Genomic DNA, 14,495 nt, shown 5'->3' with positions numbered 1-14,495 from the left:
GCTATTAGAACGATAAACCAATCTCTATAAACTAACCTCTAAAAAAACTAGAAAATAAGGAATAACTATGATTAACGCATATGCAGCAAAAGAGAAAGGTGGCAAATTTGTGCCTTATGAATATGACCCAGGCGCTCTAGGCGATCACGAAGTAGAAATCGAATTACATAGCTGCGGCATCTGCCATAGTGATTTATCAATGTGGCAAAACGAATGGGGTATGACCCAATATCCGTTTGTCGGTGGACATGAGGTTGCAGGTAAAGTCCTTAATAAGGGCAAGCACGTCAAGCATCTAGAATTGGGCGATAAAGTCGGCCTTGGCTGGCATAAAGGATACTGTAACGTCTGCGATCTATGCATTGATGGAGACCACAACCTATGCCCTGAGCAAGAAGGTACGATTATTGGTAATCATGGCGGCTTTGCAGATAAAGTACGCGCAAAAGATACTAGTGTCATCAAGATACCTGAAGGGCTTGATTTTAACGCGGTAGGACCACTGTTATGTGGCGGTGTCACAGTGTTTAACCCACTTATGCAGTACGACATCAAACCAACTTCTAGAGTAGCTGTAATTGGTATTGGTGGCTTGGGTCATTTGGCATTGCAATTTGCCAACGCGTGGGGCTGTGAAGTGACGGCATTTACCAGTGAATCAAAAATGGAAGAAGCAAAAGAGATGGGCGCTCATCATTCACTAAACTCAAGAGACGATAGCGAAATTGAAAAAGCCGCAGGTTCTTTCGATCTAATCATCTCAACAGTAAACGTCGATATGAACTGGGACGTCGTGATCAAGACACTAAGACCAAAAGGTAAGCTACATTTTGTTGGACTGTTAGAAGCGCCATTAGAGATATCGGCTGCACCAATGATTATGGCTCAGAACAGTCTATCAGGCTCGCCAGTTGGCTCACCAGCGACGCTGCGTAAAATGCTAGATTTTGCTGCTCGCCATAATATTCAGCCAGTCACTGAAACATACAAAATGTCTGAGATTAATGAAGCGTTTGAGCGATTAGAGAGTGGTAATGCTCGCTATAGAGTGGTGCTAGAAAGAGACTAAACGTCGTTACAGGCAACTAAATGTAGCCACCAAATAAGCACAATAATAGTGATACTCTAATTAATAGATAGAGTGTCACTATTTTTTTGTATCGTAATTCTACTTTTCACCAGTTTTTAATATATGCGAACTATTTGGAACTGGGTCTAAGTATTTTTATTTAGTTTTTGCTCAGACAATTATTACTACTTTTTTCTAAACTGCTGGTAGGTCGTTTTAAAATTATAAAAACCCCCTGTTACTGAGTTCACAATAGCAGGGGGAAATAATTGTCTTTTCAGAGCTGTCGTAGAGTAATTTTGCTTATTCTACCGTGACTGATTTTGCCAAATTGCGTGGCTGGTCGACATCTGTGCCACGCATTACTGCTACATGGTATGACAACAGCTGCACAGGCACGCTGTAGACGATAGGGGCAAGCGTCTCGCAAACATCGGGTACATATACTAAGTGTAGTCTATCTTCAGCGACCATTTGACTGGCTTCGCTAGCGAATACAAATAGCTCACCATGACGCGCATGCACTTCTTGCATGTTGGCTTTTAATTTATCAAACATACTGTCTTTGGGCGCCAATACAACGATGGGCATGTCTTTATCGACCAATGCTAATGGACCGTGTTTGAGTTCACCTGCTGCATAACCTTCGGCATGAATGTAAGAAATTTCTTTTAGCTTTAAGGCTCCTTCTAGCGCAATCGGGAACTGTAGCCCGCGACCTAAAAATAGACAGCTTTTCTTATCTTCAAAGCTTTCACTCATGGTCTTGATAGGAGCATCAAGGTTTAAGCTGGCGTAGAGTTGTCCTGGTAATTGATGTAACTCACTTAATAACGTATTTAAGTGTTTGTCAGTCATGCGTTTCTGCGTGACACCAACTTTTAATATCAACAATATCAATGCCACAAGCTGAGTGGTAAATGCTTTGGTAGAGGCGACGCCAATCTCAGGTCCTGCCAACGTTGGCAAGAAGATGTCTGTTTCACGTACCAACGATGACGTCGGTACATTACATAATGCCAAGCTGACTAAGCCTGTTGGCGTTTGCTTTTGGATATCACGTAATGCTGATAAGGTGTCTGCCGTTTCACCAGATTGCGAAATACAGATGACCAAAGTATTATCGACGACAACAGGATTACGATAGCGGAATTCGCTGGCAACCTCGACCGAGCAAGGTATACGAATAAGGCTCTCAAACCAGTATTTTGCGACCATACCAGCGTGATAACTGGTACCACAAGCAATCACTTGTACATGACGAATACCTGCCAACAGTGTCTCATGACGCTGTAAAAAATCGTCGCGTAGTTGAGTCGTTTCACCATTGTCCAAAGCCATCTCTATCGTACGAGCGACGGCATCTGGCTGCTCGTAAATTTCTTTGAGCATATAGTGTTTGAATTCGCCTTTATCAGCATTGTGCTGGGTTGCATCAATTTCATGTATCTGACGTTGGACTTCAACACCATCTGCATAAACCTGAATGCTATTGCGAGTTAATTTGGCGATATCACCTTCTTCTAGGTACATAAAGCGGTTAGTCACTGGCAGCAACGCCAACTGATCTGACGCGATAAAGTTCTCACCGATACCGACACCAATAACTAAAGGTGAGCCTAGACGTACAGTAATAAGCTCATCAGGGCAGTCTACGTGTACAATACCCAATGCAAAAGCACCGTGCAGTAACGGGATAATGGTGCGGACCGCTTCCAACAAGTCAGGCGTTTTTTTGTAGATATCATGGATTAGATGCGCCACAACTTCAGTATCTGTCTGTGAAGTAAACACGTAGCCTTTGGCTATTAGTTCTTCTTTTAGTTCAGCGTAGTTTTCGACGATACCGTTATGTACGACTGCAATTTTGCCTGATACGTGTGGATGCGCATTACGCTGTGCTGGCTCACCATGAGTTGCCCAGCGCGTATGAGCAATACCAATATGACCATCAAAAAACTCTGGATTGATAGCGACGGCATTAACCAGTGCCTGTACTTTACCTACTTGGCGCTCACGGTGTAGTTCACCATCACGAATAACCGTCAGGCCAGCTGAGTCATAGCCGCGATATTCTAAACGCTTTAGGCCTTCAAGTAAGATATTAGCGATATTTCGCTCAGCAACGGCGCCTACAATTCCACACATGGCTATTCCTTAGATTCGATTTTTAGTAGTTCAATATATAATGGTGCAAGACCAAAAAATTTGGTTGGTCATTAATGATGAATCATCAAATGACAAATATAGTGAAGCAGTACCACAAAAATTGCCGCACTGCTTAAATTGGTTCAAAAATGACTGAGGTTGGCTAAAACACCAATGAGCAATTATTTTTTAGTTGGTCGTTGAAAGTCATTTTTTTGTACCTGACGCGCACGACCAAATGCCAATGCACTACTATCAACATCTTTGGTAATCACAGAACCAGCGGCAACGGTCGCTGTATTCCCAATCGTCACTGGCGCGACTAAGCTAGCATTAGAGCCGATAAACGCATTGTCTTCAATGATGGTTTGCGATTTATTGGCACCGTCATAGTTACAAGTAATGACACCAGCGCCGATATTCACGCCTGTACCGACAGTTGCATCACCGACATAGCTTAAGTGATTTACTTTACTGCCTTGACCAATAGTGGATTTCTTAATTTCGACAAAATTACCAACTTTGCTGTTATCAGATAGTACGGTATCAGGACGCAAGTGCGCAAAAGGCCCGATATCAACACCAGCACCGATATCAGCGTGATCGATCACACAGTAAGGTTTGATATAGCAAGCATTCCCAATCTTGGCATTTTTGATAACACAGCCCGCTTCGATATAGACGTTGTCACCTAAGGTACAGTCACCTTCAAATACCACATTAACGTCAATAAACACATCTTGACCAGCGGTTAATGTACCACGAATATCGACACGAGTAGGGTCGGCAAACTGTATGCCAGCTTCTTGTAAGTCAGCAACTAGCTTGCGCTGCCAAGTGCGTTCTAGACTAGCAAGCTGTTGACGATTATTAACTCCTTCAATCTCAAACGTATGCTCAGGCTCAATCGCCGCGATAGTAATACCATCGGCGACTGCCATTTTAACGATATCCGTCAGATAATATTCTTGTTGTACATTATCGTTAGAGAGCTCAGGCAAATATTTGTGCAGTAGCGCATTGTCGACACAGTAAATACCGCTGTTAATTTCTTTAATGCTTTGCTCTTCAGCATTGGCATCTTTTTGCTCAACGATGGCTTCAATATTACCCGCTTGGTCGCGTTTAATACGACCCAAGCCAAATGGATTATCGACTGTCAGCGTCAGCATCGACATACCATCAGTATTGGCAGTTTTTAATGCTGTTAGTGTCTCACAGCTGACCAATGGTACATCACCGTAAAGAATAAGACTTTGTCCTGACTTAGGTAAATCAGACAGTGTCACCTTGACCGCATGGCCAGTTCCCAATTGCTCAGTTTGAGCAACCCAAGTAATCGATGCTTGTGTATATTGATTGGTAATTTCTGACTTTACTTGATCACCACCAAAGCCATGAACAATGATGGTTTCATCAACAGTTAGCTGATGACAAGTATCTAGCACGTGGCCTAATAAAGACTTCCCAGCCAATGTCTGCAATACCTTTGGCTTTGCCGACTGCATACGTGTGCCTTTACCGGCAGCTAAAATAATCACAGAAAGAGGAGATGTCATAATAGGCTCACAAATGTAACAAAATATAATATTGGATTATAGCGCAAATGTTCATTTATAAAAACGCTGTGATGTGCAGGCTTTGTAATTTGAATACCAATAACTTAAGTAAGTAAAATCAAATATATAAGACAGCTAAAACTGTAGTAAATATTTCTGTGCGCTAATATCAAAAAGACATGAACATCATCACAATGATGTAAATAACCAACCAAATGACCGCTGCCATGATGCCTGCAATAATATCATCTAACATTACCCCAAGACCGCCAGCAACTTTTTTGTCTGCCCAGCCAATCGGTGGCGGCTTCAAGATATCAAATACGCGAAATAGGATAAAGGCGGTCGGTAGCCAGCCCCAAAACATAGGCATCATCATTAACGACAATGTGTTTTCAGGCTTAGGAAATAAATAAGACAAAATGTAAGATAACGGTAATAAGGTAATCCACATGCCTGCCCATTCATCCCACACAATATGTGGATCATCATGCACCTGCATTAATTCAGAAGTACGCCCACAGATCCAGATACCAACCAAACAAGATAAAATAGTCAGCAGTAAAAAAGGAATAAAACCTAGACTCATGAGGGGCACGCCCACAATCAGCCCACCAACGGTACCCCAAGTACCAGGTGCACGGCGCGGCAGACCACTACCTAAACCTAGCCCAAGCCAATAAACCACACGGTCAAGCATACTGGCACCGACCGGTAATGGTGGGCAGTCATTTGCTTTACGAATGTCAGGCTTAGATAAGTCGTGATCAGTCATGGATTAGCCTGTAAAGTGTTGGTAGCCAGTAAGATTGGGCCATATTGCAAACGGTGCGGGCTGAGTTGGCGTCACTGGCTGATTTTTATAAAACAGTTCAAGACGTGAGTTATCAGAAGACTTAGTATCTGTCGCTATAGGGTCTGCTAGTGCAACTACCTCGCCGATACAAGTGACAGGTGTGTTGCCTATAGGCGGTTTGATATGAGCAGGCAAAGTAAATGCCAATTCATAATCATCCCCGCCCGCTAGTTGACCTAACAAACGATCAGACAAATCGACAGTAGACAATGATTCGCTACTCGGTAGCTTATCTAAATGAATGCGCATGCCGACAGAGCTTTGCTGACAGATATGACCAAGATCTTGAGAAAGGCCGTCAGAGATATCTATCATCGCTGTGGCACCCATCTTTGCCAATGCTGCACCTAGCGCAATACGCGGCGTTGGCATATGTAGACGATGCGCCAACTCGATACCTTGTGCGCTGTCAGGATACTTTAAGGCGAAAGCGGCATCACCAAGTGTGCCTGACACATAAACCTTATCACCCACTTGTGCACCTGAGCGGTAAATGGCTGGTGTATCTGTGGCCAGTAATCCCTGCGCGCTGACACTGAGCACTAAGCGCTCACTGCGAGTCGTATCACCACCTATCAGCGTCACGCCAAACAGCTGGCACGCATGAAACAGCCCTTTGGCAAATTCAGTAAGCCATTCGTGTTTTGCCAGACGTTCAGGTAGTGCCAACGCTAGCATAATGCTATGTGGCGATGCACCCATAGCAGCGATGTCTGAGACATTAACCGCCACTGATTTATAGCCAATGGCAAATGCTAGTTCATCAACTTTTTGCCAGTCAGCATGAAAGTGACGACCTTGAACCAATGTATCAATACAGCTAACCAAGCGTGATCCTGCTGGCAATGCCATCACAGCTGCATCGTCACCGATACCCTTTTCGATACCAGTTGATGGTGCATGCGTGGCCTGCATCTGTGAGAATATACGCTCAATCAGCTCAAACTCGTTCATGGCTAGTCTTAATCTTTAGTATCGTTAGCGTTTTTCTTGCTCGCCTTAAAGTCACTGATATTTGCACTGGCTTTACTAGCACTACTGCGTTTAACGTTGGCTTTATTAGCACTGATACGCGGTTTGTTTGATGCAGTCGGTTCATCGACGATCGCGCTTTCTGTTTCAGCAGCAGTTTCGATGCTATCGACTGGATTTGCTTCAGACTGTTTAGCCGCCGCTTTTTGTGACGTACGTAGATTGGCATTGGTATCTGCTTGCACCTCTAAAGCGCGCAGCTCACCGGCCATTTTATCCAGTACCGCATTAATCAGTTTGTGAGCGTCAGTCGCCCCAAAGTGATTATTTAGCTTCATCGCTTCATCAAGCACGACTTTATAAGGAATCTCTACACGGTTTTGTAACTCATACGCGCCAATCAACAAGATCGCGTGCTCAACAGTATCTAGCTTATCAACCTCACGATCGAGATGCTGACTGATAAGCGCATCGAGAGCTTCAATTTGCTCTGGGATGTCGCGCATCATTTCATGATAATAACCGATATGGACGGTATGCATGGCATTGGTTGCACGCGTGCGAGCAGCAATATCGTGCGGAGCATTGGCTTTCCAGCCAAGCTTACCATCTACATCAAAGCGGCGATCAGTAACGAGCCATTCGTATAGGCCTTGCATAGCAAAGCGACGTGCCTTACGGATAGCAGTGTGACTGGTCTTGTAAGAAGACTCACTCATATCGAATGTTTGATCACCCGCACTACTGCTCGCTATACGGGTAGCTTCAGCTTGTCCATCATTGGCTTGTGCGGTTTTCGCAGCGCTAATAGCGCGCTTGAGTTGGTCAGTCATAGGGGGTCTGTACCTAAATTTTTGAGATGATACCCAGTCAAAATATAGATTAGCAAAGTAGTTTTTTAGCTATGCTGATTCAAATCTTTAAAGGGTATAGAAATACGGCGAAAATTCAAAAAGTAGCCAATTGTTTCGATAGCTGGCTAGTGCTATGAGGTACTGTTATTACTAAATAGCAGCACCAGTTAAACTAATAAATTTGAGCTTTAAAGCTTACGCTTCATCGATATCATCAATATCTAGCTGTGACAAAACAGCGATCATTTCTAGTACGACCATCGCAGCTTCAGAGCCTTTGTTGCCCGCTTTAGTACCAGAGCGCTCGATAGCTTGCTCGATGCTGTCAGTAGTGATGATACCGTTAGCAACAGGGATATTATAATCCATTGCCACAGCGCTCAAACCTTTGGCCGACTCGCTAGCTACAATATCAAAATGCGGCGTGCTGCCACGGATGATTGCACCCAGTGCCACAACTGCGTCAAAACGATCTGATTCAGCAGCACGTTGGGCCACAAGTGGTAGCTCAAATGCGCCAGGCACACGAATAACAGTAATGTTGCTACCCAATACGCCATGACGGAGTAGGGCATCGATTGCACCATCGACTAATGACTCAACGACAAAACCATTAAAACGACCAACAACGATACCAATGCGAGCATCAGCGTTTTGATGTAGGTTACCATCGATATGAGTCACGTCGTTGCGCTGCTGTTGTAAGTTCGACATAAAAAATCCTTTGCTTAATAAGCGTTCAATTGAAATATAGGCGTCAATAAATAGCTAAATAGTCTGATGCGTTCAATCGACTCGGTCGCCTATTATTTTGGCGTTGCCCTAGTTAATTGAACGAAAATAAATGGTTAGCGCTATGATAGCATTTTTTTGGGTTTTATTTGTATATTACGAGCGTGCTAAAGACGCATCTGTATTCCTTGCGCTGCCATGTACTCTTTGGCCTCCAATACCGTGTACTCACCGAAGTGAAAAATACTGGCGGCAAGTACGGCATCTACGCCACCTTCTAGTATGCCTTCTGCCAAATGTTGTAGGTTACCGACGCCGCCTGAAGCGATAACTGGTACATTAACGCGGCTCGTAATTTGCTGCATGAGCGCCAAGTCGTAGCCTTTTTTGGTACCGTCACCGTCCATCGAGGTGACCAGTAATTCACCAGCGCCCAGCTCTGCCATTTTGCTCGCCCAAACAACAGCATCGATACCCGTTGGCTTACGACCACCATGAGTGAAAATCTCCCAACGTGGCACGACAATACCATCGACATTGATATCAGCGACACGTTTGGCATCGATAGCAACGACGATACACTGGTTACCAAATTTCTGCGCGGCTTCACCAACGAACTCTGGCGTAAATACGGCTGCTGAGTTAATCGCGACTTTATCCGCGCCAGCATTGAGCAAATTGCGGATATCAGCGATTTTACGCACGCCGCCGCCAACAGTCAGCGGAACGAATACCGTTTCTGCCATGCGTTCAACAGTATGATAAGTGGTATCGCGCTCATCATTGGTCGCAGTAATATCCAAAAAAGTAATCTCATCAGCGCCCTGTTCGTTGTAACGTTTGGCTACTTCGACAGGATCGCCTGCGTCTTTTATATCGACAAATTGCACGCCTTTGACCACACGGCCATTGTCAACGTCCAAGCAAGGAATGATACGCTTTGCTAACATAGGGTCTTTCACCTTATAATCAATTCATAGGCGCTAGTCTAGCAAAATCACTGCTATTTCAGGCAGGTTTTCGCAAGATTATTACGCTTTTCACCATAGTTTTATCATGCGCGGTACAATTGCTGTCATTACCGAATAAATTTATCCTATTTAACTTCTTATCCAATTGCTATAAGTGAGATGTCATGTCCGTCTATACCCAGTTAACCGATGACCAGTTTGCCGCCTTTTGCCAAAGCTTTGGCGTGTCGTTTGCCCGCGCGATTCCGATCACTCAAGGTATTAAAAACTCAAACTGGTTTATTCAAACGACTGACGATTTAGATGGCACATACTCTTACGTGTTTACTTTATTTGAAGAGCGTCCGCCTGCTGATATCGAAAAAATGGCCGTTATCCTCAATCAATTAAATGGCAAGTTACCAGTCGCTGCGCCGCTAGCCGTTATCGAATCAAATGGTTCGCAAACGGACGGCGACGATAAGCGCTATGTCATCCATTATGAAGACAAAGCCATTACTTTAGTACCGTGTTTAGCAGGTTCACATCCTGATCAAACCACGCAAGCGATGTGTCATGACATTGGCGCGGCATTAGCAATGTTGCATGAAACGCTACAAGCATTGCAGCCAAGTGAGCAGTACGGCGTGCCTTTGTACCCATGGGCAGATGTGCGCGACCGTGAAATGCAGTTCATGCCAAGTGACGAAGCCAAGCTGATGAGCGATATCTGGCGCTCTTATTCAGAATTACCACTGGCAACCTTGCCAAAAGGCCTGTGCCATTTAGATATGTTTGCCGACAATACCTTATGGAATCTACAAAAAGGCGAAGCGCGTTTGACGGGCCTGTTGGACTTTACCGAAGTCAGTGTCGAGCACTATGTGATGGATATTGCCATTACTATCAATGATTTTTGTACCACGTGGGGCGTTGCAGAACAAGGTGAATCCGTTAACTTTGACCGTAGTAAAATGGCAGCGTTCTTACAAGGTTATGAATCGATACGCCCGTTAAATAACGATGAAAACCGTGCACTACCTGTTATGCTGGCAAAGGCGGCAGTGATTTTCTGGTTATTACGCCTAAACGTGATTCACTACAACCGTACTGAAGGTCGTACGGGTGATAACATCATGGTCAAAAACCCTGACTTGATGAAACGTTTGGCTGCTTACCATTGGGCGCATGTTGAAAAGTCGCAAAATACCGTATTTGTACTATTAAGCAAACCAGATAATCAAATAGTTGGTGTATTTAGCAGTATTACCCAAGCTGAGCAAGCGCAGGAAACATTAAATAGTAGTGAGTTTGCAATCAAAGAATATACGCTAGATCAATTGTCTTAAGCATTACTGATTCATTTATTCTAGTACCAATTTTAGCACCGAAACCTTAGAGGCGACCCCATGACCGATCAAGTTGATAACTGGCACAAACTGGCGCGCTACGATACCAATATGCAAGGTGAGCTGCACGCCAACCTACTACGTAATAACGGCATTACCGCGTCCTTGCAGCCGCTTAGCGCTATCCCAGGTATGAACTCGGGTATCGTTCTCTGGGTAGAAAGTACTGAACTGGCAGAAGCTCAGCGCATTTTGGATACCATCCCAACTGATGGTGCCGCTTTGCTTGATGAAATGAGTGATGCTGACTTTGATGCGCTATCTGCTGCTCAAAGCAATCCTATTCAAGGTAACTCGATAATAGACGACAATAACGGCGGTAATGATTAAATGTGTCAACTCTTAGGAATGAACTGCAATACCCCAACGGATATTGGCTTTAGCTTTGCAGGGTTTCGCAAGCGCGGCGGGATGACGGACAGTCATGAGGATGGCTTTGGCATTGCCTTTTTTGAGCGCAGCGAATGCAGCAATAATGACAAAACCAACGATGAGACGGCAAATGACTCAACGGGTCTGCGTTTGTTTCATGATAATCGTCCAAGCCATCTGTCGCCAGTCGCTGATTTGGTCAATAACTATCCAATCAAAGCCATGAATGTCATTGCGCATATTCGTAAGGCGACGCAAGGGCAGAACTGTTTGGCAAACACGCATCCATTCGTCCGTGAAGTCTGGGGCGAGCAGTGGGTATTTGCGCACAATGGACAGATGAATAGCGAATTTATCAAACGCTGTCAGCGCCTACAAGACAACGGCAATGCCTCACACTGTCAGCCAGTCGGTTCAACTGACTCTGAAATGGCATTTTGTTATTTGGTCAACCGTCTAAAGAGTAGCTTTAAGTCACGCCCTGATGACAAAACGCTGTTTAATTTTTTGACCACGCAGTGTCGCTATCTCTCTGCCAATGGGTTGTTTAATTGCTTGATATCGAATGGCAGGTGGCAACTGGCTTATGCCGGTAGCTTACTGTTTTATCTCACACGTAAAGCGCCATTTGGTGAAGCTAAACTGGCTGATGATGATATGGCGATTAACTTTGGCGATGTGACCACAGACACAGATAAAGTCACTATCTTAGTCACTGTGCCACTTACTGAAAATGAGAAATGGCAGCAATTGGCTGTCAATGAATGCTTAATCTTTCAAGATGGTGATGTCATTTATAAAGATAGCCCAAGCCAGCGCAAGTTTTTGACGGTTGATGAAGGCATTACAATCGCACGAGCCGTTGGAGCGAGTGTTTAGCGGTTAATGAATATCCAATACTGTTTAAATATAACTCCCACAACAACGCTTAAACTTCTCACCAGATCCGCAAAAACATGGTTGCTTTTGGCTGACAGTCATCGCAACCGTCGGGTCTAAAAAATACCAGCGCACATCGTTATTAGCCTTGTTTTTAACCTTTACGAAGGTGGACAGCTCATGATGCGCTTGTACTTCTACTGCTAAACCACTTGTTGTTTTCTCAGAACCTTTAAAATAAGCCTTAAACTCAACCTGTGCATGACGTTTACCGAGTTTTGGCGTGTGCTCTACAATCTCTAATCCTGCCCAATCTGTCTCTTTTGCCCAACTTTCAATCGCTGCAACATCAAATAGTGCTTGCTGAGCAGGCACTGTGGTCTTGACGATATACTCTGGTTTCACCAATGCAAAGGCACTATAGCGTGTACGCATAAGCCGTTCGGCTGTCTCCGCTTTTATACCATCTGCTTTATCAACCTCATCATTATAAAAAGCATCATGATATGGCTGGCAGCAGTCTTGATAGGATAAAGCAGAGCTTGCCGTCTCTGCTGTTGGATTGATTTGGCAAGGGCAAGTATCTGGGTAAGATTGCATGTTTTACTCTAATTTTTGTTTGGGCTTATTCGTTTAGGCTCAGTGGTCTTATGATAACTTTATTGCAGCATGCTTTTTATTAATTCTGGCAATATGCCGACTTTGAGCTGCGCCCATGCAGAAGGATCACTTAATCGTGACCAAAACATCTCAAAAGGTGGGGCGGCATACACCAGTAGCGCAAGGATAGTATATAAAAGCAGATACCACCATTTGTCTTTTGGCTGATAAAACTTCATCGCTGTACCCGATGAACGTTTCATTTTCATATTGGACAAATTGACGCTATACAGCTCGTCCAATGACAAATGCACCATCGCGCCACCAAATAAAAACAGACCATAAAACCAACTGGTCGTCAGTGGCAGGTGCAAGCCATAGTAACTTAGGCACGTCAGACCCAATCCCAGTATTGCCATATACGGCACAGAGTGGATGACGCCGCGATGCACCGTCATAGTAGTAAAAATATGAAAAACCACATAACGCATAAAACCGTAGCCTGCTAGCCACAATACTATCAATGCCAGTAAGCTTAAATCACTCCGCCAATGCATGACTAGCCCAAAGGCAAATATAAACGAGGTGATATTAAAACCGAGCTTAATCGGTGTTGAATTATCAGAATCCAAGTCTGGCAGCAACCCGCCGATAGTACCAAGCGCCACGCACACCAAAAACCCTGAATCATCAATCAATCCAGCTTTATAAACCGTCAAACTCAGTGTGCCGCTGACCATAAAGGCGACATTTAAGTGGGTATTAAAATTTGCCATAAAACTCATTCATCCATAGCGCTCAAAAAGTCCTTTCGAGCGTCGTATCTAGCAGTAAAAAAGCGCACCATGATACCATAGACCGTCCATACGTCTAATAGAGATAGCCTGTAAGAGAGAGCTTCTATGCCTGCCAGTGATTTACCCGCCACACTTAACTCTGATACTCATACTAAGCAGCTGCCTGTAGTAGAAGGTCAGCTTGATAACAGCTTTGCTACCATTGACTGGCAAGTACCTTGGTTATCGCATATCACTCAATTGAGTTATATCAGCAACACGATTGAACACCTTAGTCGTTCGAAATCACAGAGAAATAGCTTGGATGGTTTAGGTAATTTGGGTGATTCAGAAAGTTTGGATAATGTGAAAAGTCTAAATAAGCACGATATAAATGCTTCTGACATCAATACGCCTGACACGATTGCTAAGGTCTTAAAAACGGCGATGGTACAGCAGGCTGAACATTTGAAACAGCCGTTACCACATACTAAACCTGCTCATGACCACAAATCTCAGACGCTACAGTTCGTCTCTCAAAATGCATTGCCTGAAGGGGAGGCCTATGAGCATTTCATCGGCACAACTGGCAACATCCCGACGCGAGATAATTTGCATGACTTGTTTAATGGCAGTATTTGGCTGACCTTTCCGAAGACTAAAGCTATGCTCAATTACTACCATATGCTAGAAATCGCAAAGCAGGGTATTAGTGAGCGTCGAGGACGTGTGCGCGACACTATTACTGTCTTTGATGAAAATGGCGCAGTGCTAGTAACTTCAGATGCTAGTATAGGTAAGGCATTAGTTGATTTTGACTGGCAGGCAAGTTTGGTGAAACCACGTGCTAAATGGGACAACCCAACCCAGCCTGATAACAGCGCTCAAGCCGCAGTCTATATCTTTGGCCATGCCCTGCTTGAACAGTTGGTACACCCACGCAAACCTCTATGCGCTCATAGCATTGTCATTCACGTTGCACAAGAATTCTTTACCTTATCATTAGCTGAACGTATGCGCTATTTGGATGACAAAGTTGCCGAATACATGGATACATTATTATCAAATAATGATGTCAAACCGCGCCAGCTTGCGCCGTTACCAATTTTGGGGGTGCCGCACTTTTGGACAGAGAATGCCGATACTGACTTTTATGAGGACAACTATGTATTCCGCAGTGGACGACGTAAAAAAGATAAAAATTGAATAGGAATAAATCATTTAACAATAGCTCGCTAAACCGTTGTTACGTTTACGATTGTGCCACGATTCGACAACGTCCAGACGTTAACAAAGCCTTGTATGTTTGTTATGGTAAA

At 44.2% G+C, this 14,495-nt stretch carries 14 protein-coding genes; 5 read left to right on the top strand and 9 right to left on the bottom strand.

Annotation, left to right across the window (positions count from 1 at the left end; translation table 11 throughout):
- Positions 1 to 67: 67 nt before the first annotated feature.
- Complete coding sequence (locus tag ACI2IW_RS11080; protein WP_404693666.1) at positions 68 to 1,069, top strand: NAD(P)-dependent alcohol dehydrogenase; 1,002 nt, start codon at positions 68 to 70, stop codon at positions 1,067 to 1,069.
- Positions 1,070 to 1,372: 303 nt separating this feature from the next.
- Here the strand turns inward: ACI2IW_RS11080 and glmS are convergent, their stop codons facing one another.
- The 7 genes from glmS to hisF all read right to left on the bottom strand — a co-directional run bounded on the left by glmS (position 1,373) and on the right by hisF (position 9,140).
- Positions 1,373 to 3,217 carry a glutamine--fructose-6-phosphate transaminase (isomerizing) gene (gene glmS, locus ACI2IW_RS11075; RefSeq protein ID WP_404693665.1) on the bottom strand — a complete coding sequence of 615 codons (1,845 nt, stop codon included), beginning with the start codon at positions 3,215 to 3,217 and terminating at the stop codon, positions 1,373 to 1,375.
- A 182-nt stretch (positions 3,218 to 3,399) separates the two neighbouring features.
- The gene (gene glmU / locus ACI2IW_RS11070; RefSeq protein ID WP_404693664.1) at positions 3,400 to 4,776 is read right to left on the bottom strand and encodes a bifunctional UDP-N-acetylglucosamine diphosphorylase/glucosamine-1-phosphate N-acetyltransferase GlmU; all 1,377 of its coding nucleotides are present in this window, start codon (positions 4,774 to 4,776) and stop codon (positions 3,400 to 3,402) included.
- Between the two features lie 169 nt (positions 4,777 to 4,945).
- Positions 4,946 to 5,551 (bottom strand): phosphatidylglycerophosphatase A, encoded by a 606-nt coding sequence (locus tag ACI2IW_RS11065; protein ID WP_404693663.1) that lies wholly within the window; start codon positions 5,549 to 5,551, stop codon positions 4,946 to 4,948.
- A gap of 3 nt (positions 5,552 to 5,554) precedes the next feature.
- Positions 5,555 to 6,586 carry a thiamine-phosphate kinase gene (thiL, locus tag ACI2IW_RS11060; RefSeq protein ID WP_404693662.1) on the bottom strand — a complete coding sequence of 344 codons (1,032 nt, stop codon included), beginning with the start codon at positions 6,584 to 6,586 and terminating at the stop codon, positions 5,555 to 5,557.
- Between the two features lie 8 nt (positions 6,587 to 6,594).
- Positions 6,595 to 7,437, bottom strand: a complete 843-nt coding sequence (gene nusB, locus ACI2IW_RS11055; protein ID WP_290177041.1) for a transcription antitermination factor NusB — start codon at positions 7,435 to 7,437, stop codon at positions 6,595 to 6,597.
- A 216-nt stretch (positions 7,438 to 7,653) separates the two neighbouring features.
- Positions 7,654 to 8,172 (bottom strand): 6,7-dimethyl-8-ribityllumazine synthase, encoded by a 519-nt coding sequence (ribE, locus tag ACI2IW_RS11050; protein WP_404693661.1) that lies wholly within the window; start codon positions 8,170 to 8,172, stop codon positions 7,654 to 7,656.
- 185 nt (positions 8,173 to 8,357) lie between these two features.
- Entirely contained in the window at positions 8,358 to 9,140 is a 783-nt protein-coding gene (gene hisF / locus ACI2IW_RS11045; protein ID WP_404693660.1) for an imidazole glycerol phosphate synthase subunit HisF, read from the bottom strand.
- 185 nt (positions 9,141 to 9,325) lie between these two features.
- Here hisF and ACI2IW_RS11040 point away from each other — a divergent pair, with 185 nt between their 5' ends.
- Genes ACI2IW_RS11040 through ACI2IW_RS11030 form a run of 3 tightly spaced genes read left to right on the top strand, consistent with a single transcriptional unit; the run spans position 9,326 to position 11,800 of the window.
- The gene (locus ACI2IW_RS11040; protein WP_404693659.1) at positions 9,326 to 10,489 is read left to right on the top strand and encodes a homoserine kinase; all 1,164 of its coding nucleotides are present in this window, start codon (positions 9,326 to 9,328) and stop codon (positions 10,487 to 10,489) included.
- Between the two features lie 60 nt (positions 10,490 to 10,549).
- Complete coding sequence (locus ACI2IW_RS11035; RefSeq protein WP_404693658.1) at positions 10,550 to 10,879, top strand: hypothetical protein; 330 nt, start codon at positions 10,550 to 10,552, stop codon at positions 10,877 to 10,879.
- Entirely contained in the window at positions 10,880 to 11,800 is a 921-nt protein-coding gene (locus ACI2IW_RS11030; protein ID WP_404693657.1) for a class II glutamine amidotransferase, read from the top strand. It abuts the gene before it with no gap.
- A gap of 24 nt (positions 11,801 to 11,824) precedes the next feature.
- On the opposite strand, the gene ACI2IW_RS11025 is transcribed toward ACI2IW_RS11030, so the two are convergent.
- Together ACI2IW_RS11025 and ACI2IW_RS11020 are read right to left on the bottom strand one after the other, a co-directional pair.
- Positions 11,825 to 12,400 carry a YchJ family protein gene (locus tag ACI2IW_RS11025; RefSeq protein WP_404693656.1) on the bottom strand — a complete coding sequence of 192 codons (576 nt, stop codon included), beginning with the start codon at positions 12,398 to 12,400 and terminating at the stop codon, positions 11,825 to 11,827.
- A 59-nt stretch (positions 12,401 to 12,459) separates the two neighbouring features.
- Positions 12,460 to 13,176 (bottom strand): metal-dependent hydrolase, encoded by a 717-nt coding sequence (locus tag ACI2IW_RS11020; protein WP_101205981.1) that lies wholly within the window; start codon positions 13,174 to 13,176, stop codon positions 12,460 to 12,462.
- 126 nt (positions 13,177 to 13,302) lie between these two features.
- Here ACI2IW_RS11020 and ACI2IW_RS11015 point away from each other — a divergent pair, with 126 nt between their 5' ends.
- Positions 13,303 to 14,382, top strand: coding sequence for a DUF3025 domain-containing protein (locus ACI2IW_RS11015; protein WP_404693655.1), 1,080 nt, complete (start codon positions 13,303 to 13,305; stop codon positions 14,380 to 14,382).
- Positions 14,383 to 14,495: the final 113 nt, after the last annotated feature.

This window comes from Psychrobacter sp. NPDC078501 (genome assembly GCF_044900935.1).
Lineage (GTDB): Bacteria > Pseudomonadota > Gammaproteobacteria > Pseudomonadales > Moraxellaceae > Psychrobacter.
The sequence above is the reverse complement of the archived record's forward strand: the minus strand, read 5'-3'. Positions and strand labels throughout refer to the sequence as shown.

Excerpts from the sequence above, each read along its gene's own strand:
- ACI2IW_RS11025 (WP_404693656.1), bottom strand. The coding sequence starts at position 12,400 with ATGCAATCTTACCCAGATACTTGCCCTTGCCAAATCAATCCAACAGCA.
- ACI2IW_RS11015 (WP_404693655.1), top strand. The coding sequence starts at position 13,303 with ATGCCTGCCAGTGATTTACCCGCCACACTTAACTCTGATACTCATACT.
- glmU (WP_404693664.1), bottom strand. The coding sequence starts at position 4,776 with ATGACATCTCCTCTTTCTGTGATTATTTTAGCTGCCGGTAAAGGCACA.
- ACI2IW_RS11020 (WP_101205981.1), bottom strand. The coding sequence starts at position 13,176 with ATGGCAAATTTTAATACCCACTTAAATGTCGCCTTTATGGTCAGCGGC.
- nusB (WP_290177041.1), bottom strand. The coding sequence starts at position 7,437 with ATGACTGACCAACTCAAGCGCGCTATTAGCGCTGCGAAAACCGCACAA.
- ACI2IW_RS11040 (WP_404693659.1), top strand. The coding sequence starts at position 9,326 with ATGTCCGTCTATACCCAGTTAACCGATGACCAGTTTGCCGCCTTTTGC.
- ACI2IW_RS11080 (WP_404693666.1), top strand. The coding sequence starts at position 68 with ATGATTAACGCATATGCAGCAAAAGAGAAAGGTGGCAAATTTGTGCCT.
- thiL (WP_404693662.1), bottom strand. The coding sequence starts at position 6,586 with ATGAACGAGTTTGAGCTGATTGAGCGTATATTCTCACAGATGCAGGCC.
- ACI2IW_RS11065 (WP_404693663.1), bottom strand. The coding sequence starts at position 5,551 with ATGACTGATCACGACTTATCTAAGCCTGACATTCGTAAAGCAAATGAC.
- ACI2IW_RS11035 (WP_404693658.1), top strand. The coding sequence starts at position 10,550 with ATGACCGATCAAGTTGATAACTGGCACAAACTGGCGCGCTACGATACC.
- hisF (WP_404693660.1), bottom strand. The coding sequence starts at position 9,140 with ATGTTAGCAAAGCGTATCATTCCTTGCTTGGACGTTGACAATGGCCGT.
- ACI2IW_RS11030 (WP_404693657.1), top strand. The coding sequence starts at position 10,880 with ATGTGTCAACTCTTAGGAATGAACTGCAATACCCCAACGGATATTGGC.
- glmS (WP_404693665.1), bottom strand. The coding sequence starts at position 3,217 with ATGTGTGGAATTGTAGGCGCCGTTGCTGAGCGAAATATCGCTAATATC.
- ribE (WP_404693661.1), bottom strand. The coding sequence starts at position 8,172 with ATGTCGAACTTACAACAGCAGCGCAACGACGTGACTCATATCGATGGT.